14 protein-coding genes are annotated in these 15516 nt (G+C 53.6%); 8 read left to right on the top strand and 6 right to left on the bottom strand.

The features are described from left to right. Positions 1 to 20: 20 nt before the first annotated feature. Entirely contained in the window at positions 21 to 2087 is a 2067-nt protein-coding gene (locus ACMGEE_RS03005; RefSeq protein WP_253454316.1) for an FUSC family protein, read from the top strand. Here ACMGEE_RS03005 and dsdA read toward each other — a convergent pair. Further along, positions 2074 to 3396, bottom strand: a complete 1323-nt coding sequence (gene dsdA, locus ACMGEE_RS03000; RefSeq protein ID WP_369894783.1) for a D-serine ammonia-lyase — start codon at positions 3394 to 3396, stop codon at positions 2074 to 2076. The two genes, ACMGEE_RS03005 and dsdA, sit on opposite strands and share 14 nt — an antisense overlap. A 109-nt stretch (positions 3397 to 3505) precedes the next feature. After that, entirely contained in the window at positions 3506 to 4594 is a 1089-nt protein-coding gene (locus ACMGEE_RS02995) for an oxidoreductase (RefSeq protein WP_436829648.1), read from the bottom strand. Between the two features lie 102 nt (positions 4595 to 4696). Here ACMGEE_RS02995 and ACMGEE_RS02990 point away from each other — a divergent pair, with 102 nt between their 5' ends. From ACMGEE_RS02990 to yajD, 3 genes are all read left to right on the top strand, one after another. Beyond that, entirely contained in the window at positions 4697 to 5569 is an 873-nt protein-coding gene (locus tag ACMGEE_RS02990; RefSeq protein ID WP_369894781.1) for a LysR family transcriptional regulator, read from the top strand. A 96-nt stretch (positions 5570 to 5665) separates the two neighbouring features. Then, the gene (locus ACMGEE_RS02985) at positions 5666 to 6226 is read left to right on the top strand and encodes a YtfJ family protein (protein ID WP_369894780.1); all 561 of its coding nucleotides are present in this window, start codon (positions 5666 to 5668) and stop codon (positions 6224 to 6226) included. A gap of 135 nt (positions 6227 to 6361) precedes the next feature. Beyond that, a complete protein-coding gene (gene yajD / locus ACMGEE_RS02980) occupies positions 6362 to 6709 on the top strand; it encodes an HNH nuclease YajD (RefSeq protein WP_253454311.1) in 348 nt (115 codons plus the stop codon). 191 nt (positions 6710 to 6900) lie between these two features. Here yajD and ACMGEE_RS02975 read toward each other — a convergent pair whose 3' ends face one another. Beyond that, entirely contained in the window at positions 6901 to 7395 is a 495-nt protein-coding gene (locus tag ACMGEE_RS02975; protein WP_253454310.1) for a GlcG/HbpS family heme-binding protein, read from the bottom strand. Positions 7396 to 7848: 453 nt separating this feature from the next. Here ACMGEE_RS02975 and ACMGEE_RS02970 point away from each other — a divergent pair, with 453 nt between their 5' ends. Further along, positions 7849 to 8244, top strand: a complete 396-nt coding sequence (locus ACMGEE_RS02970) for a YgiW/YdeI family stress tolerance OB fold protein (protein ID WP_301250928.1) — start codon at positions 7849 to 7851, stop codon at positions 8242 to 8244. Between the two features lie 260 nt (positions 8245 to 8504). Here ACMGEE_RS02970 and ACMGEE_RS02965 read toward each other — a convergent pair whose 3' ends face one another. Then, positions 8505 to 9401, bottom strand: a complete 897-nt coding sequence (locus ACMGEE_RS02965) for a polysaccharide lyase family 7 protein (protein WP_436829647.1) — start codon at positions 9399 to 9401, stop codon at positions 8505 to 8507. A gap of 324 nt (positions 9402 to 9725) precedes the next feature. Between ACMGEE_RS02965 and eco the strand changes: the two genes are divergently transcribed. Next, entirely contained in the window at positions 9726 to 10238 is a 513-nt protein-coding gene (gene eco, locus ACMGEE_RS02960; protein WP_436829646.1) for a serine protease inhibitor ecotin, read from the top strand. A 421-nt stretch (positions 10239 to 10659) separates the two neighbouring features. On the opposite strand, the gene ACMGEE_RS02955 is transcribed toward eco, so the two are convergent. Together ACMGEE_RS02955 and ACMGEE_RS02950 are read right to left on the bottom strand one after the other, a co-directional pair. Continuing rightward, positions 10660 to 11586 carry an MBL fold metallo-hydrolase gene (locus tag ACMGEE_RS02955; RefSeq protein WP_301250923.1) on the bottom strand — a complete coding sequence of 309 codons (927 nt, stop codon included), beginning with the start codon at positions 11584 to 11586 and terminating at the stop codon, positions 10660 to 10662. 570 nt (positions 11587 to 12156) lie between these two features. Beyond that, entirely contained in the window at positions 12157 to 13134 is a 978-nt protein-coding gene (locus ACMGEE_RS02950) for an LLM class oxidoreductase (RefSeq protein ID WP_394148621.1), read from the bottom strand. A gap of 326 nt (positions 13135 to 13460) precedes the next feature. Here ACMGEE_RS02950 and ACMGEE_RS02945 point away from each other — a divergent pair, with 326 nt between their 5' ends. Beyond that, positions 13461 to 14381 carry a LysR family transcriptional regulator gene (locus tag ACMGEE_RS02945; protein ID WP_301250972.1) on the top strand — a complete coding sequence of 307 codons (921 nt, stop codon included), beginning with the start codon at positions 13461 to 13463 and terminating at the stop codon, positions 14379 to 14381. A gap of 128 nt (positions 14382 to 14509) precedes the next feature. Next, positions 14510 to 15502, top strand: a complete 993-nt coding sequence (locus tag ACMGEE_RS02940; RefSeq protein ID WP_301250919.1) for a zinc-dependent alcohol dehydrogenase family protein — start codon at positions 14510 to 14512, stop codon at positions 15500 to 15502. Positions 15503 to 15516: the final 14 nt, after the last annotated feature.

The following is a 15516-nucleotide window of genomic DNA, read 5'->3' as shown; positions in this document are numbered from 1 at the left end:
CATCCGGTTCAATAATTTCCATGAAGTGGTTTACCCAAAACGCGGTACTCTTCTCCGCTAAAACCTGTCTGGCCGCCTTTCTGGCACTTTATATTTCGCTTGAACTTAATTTTGAAAAACCAGCCTGGTCGTTAACGACGGTCTTTGTGGCTTCACAGCTCTATTCCGCTGCCACCATCTCCAAGTCGATCTTTCGCCTGTTGGGCACGCTGCTGGGCGGGCTGTTTATTTTCCTGATATACCCGGAAACCGTGCAGTATCCGCTGCTGTTCAGCCTGTGCGTCTCGCTGTGGGTCGCCGTCTGCCTCTATCTCTCGCTGCACGACCGCACGCCAAAAAGCTATATCTTTATGCTGGCAGGCTACAGCGCCGCCATTATGGGATTTCCCGGCGTGGTGTCGCCGCTCTCCATCAGCGATATCGTTATTTCGCGCATTGAGGAGATCACGCTGGCGATTATCTGTAGCAGCCTGGTGCACCAGCTGATCCTGCCGGTTTCCATGCGCAGCCTGCTGGAGCAGAGCGTCAGCGTCTGGTATCTGAACGCGCAGAAGCTGTGCCACGAGCTGATTACGGTCAGGCCAAAAGATAAGTCGCTGGAGCGGGAGGATATTCTGATCCAGATGGCAAACTATCCGACCAATGTGGAAACGCTGATTGTACATTGCGTCTATGAAGGCGATGCGGCACGCAAACTAATCCGGCTGGTCAGCGTGCAGTACCAGCACCTGTCGTACCTGATCCCTACGCTGACCGCTATCGAAGCGCGGCTGAGCATTCTGGCCGAACAGCAAATCCGCTTTCCGCAGGAGGTCACGGACGTCTTTGCCGATTTTGTCGGCTGGCTTAATCGTGGCGAGATTGCAGAGACGGCGCAAATGCAGCAGCAGCTTGCCGCGACCCAGACGGCGCTGAAACAGCAGTGGCGGAGCGGGGCGCTCGCCACGGAGGAGAGCATTTTGCTGATGGGCCTGCTGGAACGGCTGGCGGATTTTGTACGCATCGCAGGCGCCTATCAGAGCGTCAGCGTGCTGGTCAGCGATCTCTCCGGCGACACCAGCCTGGCGAAGGAGACGCGAGCGGAGCGCCATATTGATAACGGCCTGCTGCTGCTTTCGGCCGCCACGGCTTTTCTGGCGACCTTTATTTCCAGCCTGTTCTGGATCGGCAGCGGCTGGGCCGACGGCGCGACGGCACCGATGATGGCGGCGATTGTGGCGTCGTTCTTCGCCAGCATGGATACGCCGCTGGTGCCGATGAAAAGGTTTATCAAAGGCGTGTTTATCGCGCTGGCGATCAGCCTGTTCTACGTGGCCTTTTTGATCCCGCAGGCAACCACCTTCGAGGCGCTGCTGCTGATCCTGACGCCAGGGCTGCTGCTGCTGGGGCTGGTTATTGCCCGTCCCTCGACCAATCTGATCGGCATCAGCGTGGCGACGCAGATCCCGGCGTTTTTGGGCATGACTCACCACTTCACGCCAAATCTCACCGGCCTGATCAATACGGCCATCTCATCGATGGTCGGCATTATCGTGGCGGTGACCATTACGGCGCTGATCCGCAACAAGCGCCCTTCATGGACCGCCAAACGCACGCTGCGCAAAGGGCTGAGCGATTTGCTGCGGCTGGTGAAAGAGATTGAGCGCAACGGATCTTCGCTGCTGGCGCGGCAGCACTTTGTGGTGCGGATGCTGGATCGGGTCAATATTATCCTGCCGCGTATGCGTCTGGATCCGCATCCCGATCTGGTTTCTGGCGGCAATCTGCTGACGGAAGCCTGGCTGGGCGCTAACTGCTATGACTACTATGCCCGCCATCGCGAGCTGCTGGAAAGCTATCGCATTGACAGCGGCCAGATGTTTCACGAGCTGGCGCTGTTTTTAAAGCGGCGCATGAAATCGTTACAGACGCAGCCGCATCAGCATTTGCTGGAGGAGCTGGATCTGCTGTTGCTGAAGCTGGAAGCGTTGGCGGGCAAAGACGAGGCCGTGTTTGCGCCGCTGTTTTATCTGTTTAACGTTCGCCTGTCGCTTTTTCCGGGTCAGCGCTGGCCCGATATCGCCTTATTGAAAACTATCCGGCGCTGAGCGCGCGTTGGCCCGCCGCCAGATAAGCCTGCATCTCTTCTTCCGGCACCATGCCGCCGCCCGTGGCCCAGACCAGATGCGTGGCGCGGGCCATCGTCTCTGCATTAAGGCGATGCTGTGCCAGATAGTGGGCGCTCAGGCGTTGCGGCCCGGCCATTCCGGCCAGCGCGGAAGGTTCAAGGCGAAGATTTTCCGTGGCGGCCAGCGCGGCCAGCAGCTGGTACATCCTCTTATCGCTGAGCGTATAGCAGCCGTCGATCAGCTGCGCCATCGCCCGGCCGACAAAACCAGAAGGACGGCCGACCGCCAGGCCATCCGCCGCCGTTTTATTATCAAGCCCGATATCCGCGACGGCGACGGCCTCGTGCAGCCCGGTGCTCATCCCCAGCAGCATGCAGGGCGAATGCGTCGGTTCGGCAAAGAAGCAGTGCACGTCATCGCCAAAGGCAAGCTTCAGGCCAAAGGCCACGCCGCCCGGCCCGCCACCCACGCCGCAGGGCAGATAAACAAACAGCGGGTGCGCGGCATCCACCGTTCTGCCTGCTGCCTCAAGCTGCGCGCGCAGGCGCAACCCCGCCACGGCGTAGCCCAGAAACAGCGTGCGGGAATTTTCATCATCGATAAAAAAACAGTGCGGATCCTGTTCCGCCTCGCGACGTCCCTGCGCCACGGCCACGCCGTAGTCTTCCGCGTATTCCACCACTTTTACGCCGTGCGAGCGCAACTTCTCTTTTTTCCACGCGCGGGCGTCGGCAGACATATGCACCGTGACGTCAAAACCCAGCGCGGCGCTGATAATGCCGATAGAAAGGCCGAGGTTGCCGGTTGAGCCTACGGCAATACGCTGCTGGCTGAAGAATGCCCGCAGGCGCGGCGACAGCAGGATGCGGTAATCCGCCTCGGTCGTCAGCAGGCCTGCGGTTATCGCCAGCCGTTCCGCGTGGGCAAGCACTTCATAAATACCGCCGCGTGCCTTAATAGAGCCGGAAACGGGCAGGTGGCTGTCTTTTTTCAGCCACAGTGCGCCAGGGATAGCGCCGTTTTCGGCCGCCAGCCATTGCTGCATGGCGGGGATAGCGATGACCGGCGATTCGATAATGCCGCCCGCCGTAGCGGTTTCCGGAAAGGCCTGCGCTAAAAGCGGCGCAAAGCGCTGGAGCCTGGCTTCGGCCTCTTGCGCATCCTGCCTGCTCAGGCCGACCTGCTTCAGGCCTTCTTCCACGCGGGCAAGATGGGGATTAAACCAGGTGGTGGCTTCCAGCGTCTGCAGCTGGCGGACAACGGGGTGTTGCAGAAGGCTATCTGACATGGCGGCTTGTCGCTCGGCAAAAAAAGAGGGCGCGCGACAGGCCGGACTCACCGACGCGCAGGGTGTCGGTGAGTGTAGCTTTCTCTTTCCTGATGGGAAAGGGCGGCCGTTAGTATTCGTCTTCCTTGATATTGGCGACGGGCGCCAGAACCGTTTCCGCCAGCGGGCGCAGCGCCTGGCCCTGCTGGACGCGCTGCGGCCAGTCGTGGTTAGCCAGCGCGGCCTTGCCAATGGCGACAAAATCCGCATTAGCGAGCAGCTGCTCTTCAGCCCGTTCGCCGTCGTCCAGCCCGCCGTTGGCGATAATGACCGTATCCGGCGCGCCGACGCGTGCCAGCTCAACCAGCGAGCGATCGTTATTTTCAAATGCCGGCAGCCAGGCTTTGTATTCGGTGATATGGATATAATCGACGCCCGCTTCCTGCAACAGGGCAAATACTTTTAGCGCGCCCGCTTCGCCTTCCTGCCATTTGTGCTGGAAGTCGTTGACCTTACCCTGAGAAATACGCACGCCCAGCATCGCCTCGCGGCCAATTTTGTTGCGTACCGCGCGGATAACTTCCAGCGTCAGGCGCAGGCGATTTTCGAGCGAACCGCCCCAGGCATCTTCACGCTGATTCTGATAGTCGGTAAAAAACTGATCGAGCAGGTAGCCGTTAGCGGCATGAATTTCCACGCCGTCGAAGCCGGCCCGCGTGATGGCACGTTCCGCGCTGTTGGCAAAGCTGGCGATGACCTCCTCAATTTGCTGTGCGGTCATCGCTTCCGGTACGGCGTAATCGCCTTTGCCGTGATAAAAAGCCAGCTGCTGGCCGCGCGGTTTGATAGCGGACGGGCCGATGGTGGTGGTGCGGTGAATATTCGCCTGGGAAAGCGCACCGCCGTGGATCAGCTGAGCGATAACCACCGAACCCGCTGCTTTTACCGCATCCGTAACCTTGCGCCATCCGGCTACCTGCTCGTCGCTGACGATGCCGGGCTGGTAAGCATAGGTCTGCGACCAGGCGCTATCGATATAGAGGCCTTCGGTGATGACGCCGCCGAAGCCGCCCTGCGCGAAGCTGGCGTAGTAGCGTTGTACAATCTCGCCGGGCACGCCCGTTTCAGAAGCGGAGATACGCGTCATCGGCGCGACGAGCGCCCGGTTTTTAAAAGCGATGCGGCCGATCTGACCCGCTTTAAACAGTAAAGGATGCATAATAGTTCCTGAAGATAAATGAATACAGGATCCAGTATAATGAACGCGATGCAACGGCAGAACCGCCGCAAACTGACTAGATGAATAACGGAAACCGTTATAATGAACCTGAAAGACGTTGAGGTTTTCTGCGCGATCGTAGCCGTGGGCAACCTGACCAGGGCCGCCCGAACGCTGGGATCGACCGCCATGACCGTTTCCCGCCGTCTGGCGCTGCTGGAAAGCGAGCTGGGCGTCAGGCTGCTGCAACGCACCACGCGCGCCGTCTCGTTGACCAGCGAGGGCGAAGAGTTTTTGCCCTATGCGCGGGCAATGGTTGAAGCAGAGCAGACGGCGAAAAATATGTTCAGCGCCGGGGCGACGGGCGCCTTCGGGCTGCTGCGCGTGACCGCGCCGTCCGGCTTTGGCAGGCGCAACGTCTTGCCACTGCTGCCTGAACTGATGGCCGCTAATCCGCAAATGAAGGTCGAGCTGAATTTAAGCGAAGATGCCGTCGATATCGTGGCGCAGGGCTATGACATCGCCATCCGCATCGCGCCGCTGCGGGATTCCCGGCTGGTGGCGCACAGGCTGGCGGATAACCCCAGAGTCCTTTGCGCCTCTCCGGCCTATTTGCAGCGTAACGGTGCACCAAAGCTGCTGGCGGATCTGAAAAACCACGCCTGCCTGCGGCTGTCCGCGCTGCCGTGGTGGCTGTTTGAAAATCAGGGCGGCGCGGTCAGCTACACGCCGGATGCCCGTTTCAGCTGTAGCAGCGTGGAAGGCGTGAGGGAAATGTGCGTGGCCGGGGCGGGCATTGCGCAGCTGACCGCGCTGGACATCCGGGAAGAAGCGGCGCGAGGCGAGCTGGTGCCGCTGATGCTTGAGGATATGGCGATGCCCGCGCTGGCCGTCTGGGCGCTGCTGCCGACGCGGCGCTATACGCCGCGCAGAGTGACCGCCTTTCTGGCGGTGTTAAAACAATCGCTTGGCTGAGAACGGACTATGGTTAAGGTTCCGGATCGCAGGTCACAGAACGCAGATGCAGGCCGTGCCGATCTGTCCCTTTATACGCTTTTTTGCGGAGAAAAAATGAAGCCAGTTCTGTTTGCTCTTTTGACGATCGTCTCCGCCAGCGCATCGGCCAGCAACATAGTGATCAATCAGCGCGTTCCCGCTGCCGGCGTGGCCGTACAGGGTGAGCTAATCTGGCAGCAGCAGCAAATTTCTGCACGGCCCTGGAACAGCGCCCAGCTTGGTGGCAAAGTACGGGTGCTGCTGCATATGGCCGGAAGAATTTCGGCTAAAGATCAGAACGCCGCATTGATTGACGCGTTGAGCAAGGCGAACCTGCCGCACGATCGCTACCAGACCACCACCATTGTTAACACCGACGACGCCATTCCGGGCAGCGCGGTATTTGTCCGTGCCAGCCTGAAATCCGCAAAGGAGGCGTCGCCCTGGTCGCAGTTTATTATTGATGCTAACGGCGCGGTCAGGCGAGCCTGGCAGCTAAAAGCGGGCGGCTCGGCAGTCATGGTGCTGGACAGCGAAGGGCGGGTGCGTTTTGCCCGCGAGGGCGCACTGACGCCCGCCGAAAATCAGCAGGTGTTAGCGCTGCTGAAAAGTTTGCTGGAGCCGCAGACTTCCTGAGCCTTCTTGCCCGCTTTTGAGAGCGTTCGCGCAGAGTGAAAAACGGCCGCAACAGACAGCTTGAAGTAGCCTGTTAAGCGCGGTAGCCTGCCTGCATCGAATATAAATCTCTTTTTATGACAGGTAACATCGGCAATGGCTTTGATCCCCAAAAACTACGCGCGGCTGGAAAGCGGCTACCGCGAGAAAGCATTAAAAATCTACCCGTGGGTATGTGGACGCTGCTCGCGAGAGTTTGTTTACTCAAACCTGCGTGAACTCACCGTCCATCATATCGATCATGACCATACCAATAATCCAGCAGACGGCAGCAACTGGGAATTATTGTGCCTGTATTGTCACGATCACGAACACTCAAAATACACAGAGGCTGACCAGTACGGTACCAGCGTTGTGGCGGGGGAAGACGCGCAAGACGATGTGGGCGCCGCCACCTATAGCCCTTTCGCCGATTTAAAATCGCTGCTTAACAAGAAGAAATAGCGCCAGAAATAGCCGCTTCCTGCTCAGGGCAGCCGCTATGCGAGACGCCGGTCTGCTTTGCGCAATAAACGGATGTTGCAGTGCAGTTAAGCAGGGCAGGCCCGGCGCGCGGCCACCCGCAAGTCATCATAGCCAGCAACCACGGAAGACAGCACTTTTCCCCCGCCGTTGCTGGCTGCTCGCGCTTTACTTTATTTTTGCTGTTCGCTTTCGCCAATGACTTTGTTAATGGCTTCGGTTCCACACCGATCGTCGGACTCGGCGCCGCCGGTTCCCGCCATGCCGATAGCGCCAATCCACTGACCGCGATATTTAATCGGTACGCCGCCGCCCAGCAGCAATAGCTCGTTAACAGTATTCAGGTTAACGGTATCCGGCGAGGATTGAGCTTTACGGGTAAACTCTTTCGTTGGCGTTTTGGTAGACAGCGCCGTGAAGGCTTTGCGCCAGGCGGCCTGCGTATTATGCGGCCCCACGTTATCATCTCTCATCAGCGAAACCAGGTTTCCGCCACGATCCACGACGGCCACCACGCCCTGGCGATTCATACCGTGACATACGGACAGCGCTTCCGTGGCCAGCTTACTGCTGAGTTCCTGCGTCATGTCATAGACGGCTGCTGGCCCGGTAGCCAGAGCCATGCCTGGCGTCGTAGCGAGCGCAAGGGCAATCATAAAATGTTTCATTTGTGCTCAGCTCCCCCGATACCGCTTAACGGTTTTTTACTGGCAGCGAGAGGCAGGGCAGTGACAAACCTTTTCATGTTAATTCTCCTGTATTAATCACCCTGCTGTTATACCCGCGTGGCTGTCGTCATTACCTGTCAGAAAGATGACCATATTGTCATCTGGCGCACCGCGGCCGCCTGGTGCTGGCGCAGGCGTAAGCCCCGGCAGAAGAGAGCGCAGGGTACGCGGACACCGGCAACGCCCGCAGTTTGCCGTTAACTGAAGACGCCGTTTTAACCATTAAAAATGGGTTTGCGCATAATGCGTATATAAGTCAATCAGTTGCAGAATAAAATATCCGCGCTACAGTTGATCTTTCCCGGTTTTGCCCTTATCGCACGCTGAGCGGTGCTGATAAGCCAGATGAACTCACGTTTAAGATGAAACCATCCACCTGAATGGAGAGAACAGATGAAGAAAAAATTGATGCTCACGGCTTTGCTTGCCGCACTAAGCAGCGGCGTCGCGGCCGCTGAAGGCGGATTTAAGGCGGGAGAAAAGGCTCCGCCGCCTGAAAAGGAAGATGCGGCACAGAAAGGCACAGAGGACACGCGCGCCACGAAAGCAAACCTGATCCGTGATTTCAGACAGGGCGGCTACACAACGCTTGAGGGATATATTGTCAAGGAGCAAAGACCGGGCAGCTATCTGTTTCGTGATGCCAGCGACGAGGTTCGGCTACAGGCTTCTGCCGATGCTTTTCTCGGCAAAACCTATCAGGCTGATGACAAGGTTCGCGTCAGCGGTCGCGTTTATGGCAGAGCGGATAACGCCTTTATGAAAGTGACCCGGATCGAAAAACCCTGAACGGCGCAACAGAGCCGGCGCCCCCGTTTCTTTATAGCGTCGGCATCATTTTCCTTTATAAAAGCGGGAATGTATCAAGCCAGTTATGACGCCTGCTTTTTGAGCAGGGCGCAGTCATAACGTATGAGGAGCTGCATAACCGGCAGGCACAGGGCATAACGCGCTTTTCAGGGCTGATCGCTACGCAAGCCTGCTACGCCCTGACGCGGGCGTCTGCTTCTGGCGCAAAACAGAAGCAGCGCGCGGCCGCAGGCGGCTTTCTACTTAAGTTGGGCTTTAACGGCAGCCGTCTTGACGTTTAAGGCATAGCGGGCGTCGGCGTCTTCTACCGCTTTGATGCGGGTAGAGATATCGTTCAGCACGATCCTGGCAGCACTCAGAGCGATCGCGCCGCTCCGGTAGTCCTGCAACAGCTTGTCCAGCTCGACGTCAAGCTGTTGAGCCAGGTCAGGCTGCGCCGCATCAGGCGCTTCGCCTACATAGAACTCATAGATGCGCAGTGCGGAGCGGTCGCCGGCAGGTTCTGTGTCAGCGCCCTGGTCGATCTGATTGTACACGCCAACATGCGGAACGTGCGGGCGAGCTAATCGTCCGGCAGTGAGCGTAAACTCTTTACGGCTGGCAGATTCGCCATGTCCACAAACCACGGTGAGCTTGTTCCCTCTGATGCGGTATTCCAGCTCCAGAAGCGCCGGGGTTGCGCCGACGTTGACGAGTTTGACTTTGTCGGGGTCTTTGGTTTCGTCATAGTCCCGCACGCCTACCTTGATCTCGCCATTGTCGTAGAAGCCCTTAATGGTAGGGTCATTGCCGTCGTCACAGTGCAGTTGCAGCACTACCACGTCACCGTCGTAGTTTACGGCCAGCAGCTCGCCCTTCAGGCGGATGAGCAGTTCGGTGTAGTCCTTCAGGAAGATCGGCTCCGGGAATTTGAACTCGGTGCGAGTGCGCTTCACGGAACCGGTAGTGGCGCCAGTCGTGGGCGCGATCACGTCGAAGTAATCCGCACCGCGTCGGATCAGACCTTTGGCTTCCAGATCGGCCAGCACCGATTCGACAAGCTCAGCGGACTTGAAAGTCCGGGCAGTACTGGCGCCGGGCTTTTTCAAAGGGGTAGTCAGATCCAGTTTGAGCAGGGTATCCAGTGGTTCAGTCATGCTTACTCCGTGTTAACAAAATGCGTGAGGGATAAAAACGCTGTTTCTTATTTGGATAAATGAAATAGGTTAATTAAGCGCTTATCGGAATATAGCACCCTTTCTTCTTTTGCTCTGAGGGCAGGGATGTTTTGAGCGCAATCACCCATCGCTCGCGCCTGGGATCACGCCGTGTAAATTATTTTTTACGGGGGTTAAGCGTCTATCATTCGTCAGGAGGTGACAGTAAAGACTGGTCTTTAATAGAATGGCAGTAGTTAATGCTATTAAATTAATTTATGGTAATGAATTAATCTGGATTAAATACTACTAAGGACTTATAGAATGATCAGAACCCCTACGCTGGCTGTATGTTTGCTGATAACCGCCGGTTGCCTTTCAGCCAGCACTTTTGCTCAGCAACAGTCTTCAGATAATCTTGCCCCTTATCCCAAAGCGGAAAAAGGCATCAGCCGACAAATAATACAGCTGCCAGAACGTAAACATGAAGAGTTATATAAAGTGGAACTGATGATTGGTCAGACACTGGAAGTTGACTGTAACCAGCATCTTCTGCTCGGTCAGCTGCAGAGCAAGACAGTTGATGGTTGGGGCTATGATTATTATGTCTATGAGGCAGCGAAATCGCCAGACTCCGGCGCAATGCACATCTCGACCAGAATGGCCTGCCCGGCAGGTAAAAAGGAAAAGAAATTTGTGCCCGCCAACCTCGGGGCGGATGGCATGTTGAGGTATAACAGTAAACTCCCCGTCGTGGTTTATACGCCAGAGAATATTGAGGTTAAATATCGTATCTGGAAAGCCGATGATAAAATCAACGCTGCCGAAGTGAGATAATTAACTTACGGGTAAACTCTCTTGCTTGTATCTGACATTATGTGGTGATTAGCTACCACCACCGAAGCAGAGTGAGCCCGTCCTCGTCCTTCAGTTCATTACAACACTGAACCTTGATTTGCAGCACATGACCCTCCGCTTCACCTTCCACGCCAGCACATCAGGTGAGGACTGGCAACCCGGCCGCGCAAGGGAACCGGAGGGCGCCTTCAGGATGTTGGCGTCTTTGATCTTCAGGAAGAGTAAAACAGTGTTGCACCAGCCGGATAGCTGAAGGAAACAGAGAGAATGTAAATCGCCATTTACAGCAGGAATTTTACTGCTGCTACTGTATTAACAATGAAAATTACCCTATGCAAAAAGGGCCTCATCTCCACACAGACGGGCCCTTTGCTTAATCATCGTTGGGGCTGATAATTACTTAGCCGCGTGCGGTCAGCCAGGCATATTCACTGCCAATCCAGGTGTAACCCTCTGCGTCCTGGCGCAGACGACCAATTCCCGGAAATGCCTGGTGCGCCGCGCCGATCCAGATACCCGTTGACGACGTTTCTTTCAGAGCCCACTCTCGTGAACTCACTGCTTTTTCCGGAATAATGTCCAGATTAATAGTCGCTTCAGCATGAGACAACTGCACTGCTGGTAAGTGAGTGATGTCACCCCAGAACAAAATAGTTTCACCAGCAGATTCAATACGGAAGCCGGAATGCCCTGGCGTGTGACCCGGCAGGCCAATCACTTTCACCAGACCATTTAGCAGGTCGTCCCCATTTTCAAAAGTCTGGAAACGGCCAGCTTTGATATAGGGCGCGGTAGCGTTTTGTGCAACATCGATGAACCAGTGCTGCATTTCCGGAATTTTTGCAGTCGTTGCTGAATCCAGCCAAAATTCAGCATCAGCTTCAGGCACCCAGACAGTTGCGTTTGGATAGGTTGCATTACCATTATCATCAGAAATGCCGCCAACGTGATCCGGATGCAGATGGGTAATCAGAACCGCATCAATGTCTTCAGGAGAATAACCAGAGGCTCTGATGCTACTTTCAAGACGGCCCATGGTCGGCCCGAATTTATTACCTGAGCCCGCGTCAATCAGAACGATTTTTGAACCGGTATCAACGATAAATGCATTAACCGAAGTATCAATTTCACCGGTTACAGGGTGCAACTGACGCTGCAGGGCGGCCTGGCGTTTATCATCAGTAACGCCTGCGAATGCTTCAGGATTAATTGCTACAATGCCGTCATAAACTGCGGTAATAGTGTAATCACCCAGAATACGACGCTGAAATCCAGCCGACTGCTCAAGGGAAGAAAAATCACGCGCAGGTTTTTTAATGATACTCATAATGTCTCTCTTATTTAGGGTCGGAATGATTTCCGTGGTGAGAAATATATCCGCTTGTCCTGAATGTCAGAAGACAGGATTTTGATTATACTAAGTTATTAAATTTAATACCAATCAACCTCTGAATGGGGTTGTGCATATCTTTTTGATTTAATTGGTTTTTTCAGGCGAGGTTGGTTGGTTCCTGCCTGAGGTAAAGCTTAAAAAGCATTAGTGCTCTACGAATATTTGTCAAATAAAGGGAAGGGCCGATAAATAATAATGTTTAAGTGGTGATATTACTTTCATATCCCTTACCACATGTCATGTCGTTTATTAACTGGCGTGAATTTTTTATTTTCCTCTTGTATGATTTTTGAAACGATTTTTCCCACAAGTGCTGAAAGAAGTTAAAAACCTGTAGAATCGTTATGTTTTCATACTCTGAGGTTCCCTGTTAAATAATGGCTTTTCAAGCGTTGCTTTGGGGCTGCAATCAGTCATAATTTTACAGTCAGGAATTTGCAGGATCTCTGTCATCTGAGAGTATGCGGCGTCAGCCCGAAAAGAGAGTTAATCAGCATGCTGTTATTAGTCATTTTTAAAGTGAGGCAGCACATATTCAGCCAGTTCCTGAAGCACTTCTTCTGCTGGCCGCTGTAATGTTTTTAGGTTAAGTGCAACGTGGTTAACACCCGCTGACTCATGCTTTTTCCACATGGCAATTAACGCATTTCTGCCCGCACGGATCCCACCCCAGTTCTGGCGAACCGGCTCATTTGCATCTTCGGACAGATCAAAAAAAGTACCATATCCATAGGGCCGGAAATATTCATCCGGACGGTTCTGATGCCATGTATTTACGATTTCAGGTAACTGGTTAAAGCTTCCGCGATGCCTTATCCATCCATCGCTATTCGCCGCCAGCCAGTCTATATCCTGCTGTGCACGACCAACAATCAGTGTAGGAATTCTTCCTGCCCGTGGGGAGGGAACAAGATTAAGCATGCCCTTTAATTTGCCGTAATGCTTCGTATCGATATGAGGGAAGCTTTCAGTCGTGACCCGATGTATGAGATTAACAGCCTCTCTGAACCTTTCAGCTCTGTTGTCAAAATCAGCGCCGAACGCCGGATATTCAGCGGGACGATCGCCGCTGGATAGCCCCAGGATTAGCCTGCCATGGCTCAATTGGTCTAATGACACTGCCTGCTTCGCTACAATCAGAGGCTCGCGCAACGGAAGGACTATGCCAGCAGTTCCTAACGCAATATTACGTGTGACAGCGGCAAGAAATCCAAGGTATACCATTGGGTCAAAAACCTGCCCGGTATCGCCGAAAGACGGATCATAGAAAGGAATATCTCGCATCCATAGCGCTGAAAATCCCAGTTTATCTGCCAGTTGAGCCATTTTCTGATGATCTTCCAGCAGCGGAAAGGGTGAGTCAGGATATCCCACAAGAGGCATGATAAAACCAAACGTGAGCTTGTCTGGCTGAAAGACCCGGCTAAACCCGGGATGTGTCTGGAGCTCAGGTTTCAATTTAAGACCGGAGACGTAATGCATTTTCATTTCCTTATCTGACAGGCTTTAAACGGAAGGTTTCCGGAGGCCAGCACCTGTTTCAGGTTTTTGAGTACCGCAGCATGGCGGCAGGAATGGCATTTTAATTCAGCAAATGAAGAGGAAAAATTACTCAAAGAGTACTTCACTTTTTCCTTAAAAATAACAATGCTGACTATGTTAAGGCCTGACAGCTTGTCGTATTAAAGCACAGGAGATCATGCCGTCTCTGACGCATGCCTTACACTACGCTCATGGAATAATCAGGTTTAAAATTCCGTGGATCAGTGAATATGACTGACGCAAGAACAACAATTTCAGGCGGTAATATGCGTTCAAAGATGATTGAATATATTAATATTTTTATGCAAGTCGTTGAGCAAGGGAGCTTCACCAAAGCGGCTGAATTTCTACAATTACATCGCCCTGCGGTGAGCAAAGCCATTCAACATCTTGAAGACGATCTTGGTGTTAAGTTAATCCACCGCACCACTCGAAAACTCAGCGTTACCGCAGAAGGCGAAGAATTCTACCATCGTTCAAAAACTATCCTTTCTGAAGTGAATGACATGATGGCCAGTTTTTCAACGACGCTGCCTCCTCGTGGGCGTCTGAGGCTGGACGTGCCTCTTTCATTAGCGCATGCCATCCTGATTCCGCATCTGATAAAGTTCAAAGAAAAATACCCGGATATTGAAGTCGTTTTGCTTTCCTCCGACAAGAAAACGGACCTCATTACCGAAGGGGTGGATTGTGTGGTACGGCTGGGCGAGTTACAGGATTCGAGCTTTATCTCGAAACGACTCGGAGAGATCCGCATGGTGACCTGTGCTTCTCCGGCTTACCTTGAGGCCCATGGCAACCCTGAGTCATTAGACGATCTGCAAAACCATAAGGCAGTAAATTTCTTCAGTGACCATAGCCGTGAGGTTATGGAGTGGAAATTCATCGATAAAAATATCGTCGTTTCGCAACGTTCTGCCAGCAGTATGCTTGTAGACAACTCAGACATATTACTGAGCTGTGGCCTGTCCGGCCTGGGTATCATTCAGGCGACTTATCCTGCGCTTAAACCTCATATCGATGCGGGTGAGTTGGTCGAAATACTGACTCAGTATCCACCCGTCTCCAAGCCTGTCTCAGTCATGTATCCGGACAGGGAATATCTCTCTCCGAAGGTCAGGGTCTTCATCGATTGGTTCAGCGAACTGTTTTCTCAACAGGCCAGGTCAATGGTTGATTGTTACTGATTGGATAATACTGAAGTTCCTGAATACCTATTTTTATACGTTTTATAAGCGCGTAAATTATCGGCAGATGAAACGGGCGTGCTTTACCACACATTTCTGAAGCCGCCCCCCACTCACGAGGCCTGATTATGTCAAAAGTAGTAACGTTTAACCGTACAGGTGGACCGGAAGTTCTGGAAGTTGTCGATGTTCAGGTTCCGGCTCCTTCAGCCAATGAAGTCCAGATCCGCGTTAAGGCTATTGGCCTGAACCGGGCTGAGATCATGTATCGCAATGGTCAGTATGTTATCGAACCCGTGTTTCCAGCACGACTCGGTTATGAAGCAGCTGGTACCGTTGAGGCCGTAGGTGAAAATGTGAAAGACTTTGCCAAAGGCGATCCTGTCAGCGTGATCCCATCCTTTATGTTTAACGAATACGGTATGTATGGCGAGATCGTAAATGCGCCTGTTCATGCGGTTGTTAAGCACCCAGAAAATTTGTCATTTGAACAAGCTGCTGCAAGCTGGATGATGTATGTCACAGCGTTTGGCGCGCTGGTAGAATATGGCAACCTTCAGGCTGGTCAAAACGTGATCATTCGTGCTGCTTCCAGCAGCGTTGGCCTTGCAGCCATTCAGATTGCCAATATGTTGGGCGCTAAACCCATTGCACTGACCCGCACCAGCGAAAAACGCGATCTGCTTCTTAAGGCGGGCGCTGCAGCCGTCATTGCGACGGCTGAACAGGATATGGTCGCTGAGATTAATCGTGAGACAAATAACGTTGGTGCTCACATCGTCTTCGACCCCGTTGGTGGCCCGGACGTCGCTAAGCTGACCCAGGTGATGGCACCATTGGGGATGTTCTTCCAGTATGGCGCACTTGATAGCCGTGACATGCTTGTACCTGTTTTCGATATTCTGGGCAAACATCTCACCCTCCGTGGTTACGAACTCTTTGAGATCACCACAAACCCTGAAAAAATGGCTCGTGCTAAAGCATTTGTCACTGAAGGTTTGCGCTCAGGCAAACTTAAACCTGTCATCGATAAAACTTTTACTCTTGAAGATATTGCCGATGCACAGCGTTATATGGAAGCAAATGGTCAGGTAGGCAAAATTGTAGTAACTGTTAATTAACTTCCTCCATCCTG

This window comes from Erwinia artemisiae (assembly GCF_051400835.1).
Classification (GTDB): domain Bacteria; phylum Pseudomonadota; class Gammaproteobacteria; order Enterobacterales; family Enterobacteriaceae; genus Erwinia; species Erwinia aeris.
This window is presented reverse-complemented; position numbering and strand designations above follow the sequence as displayed.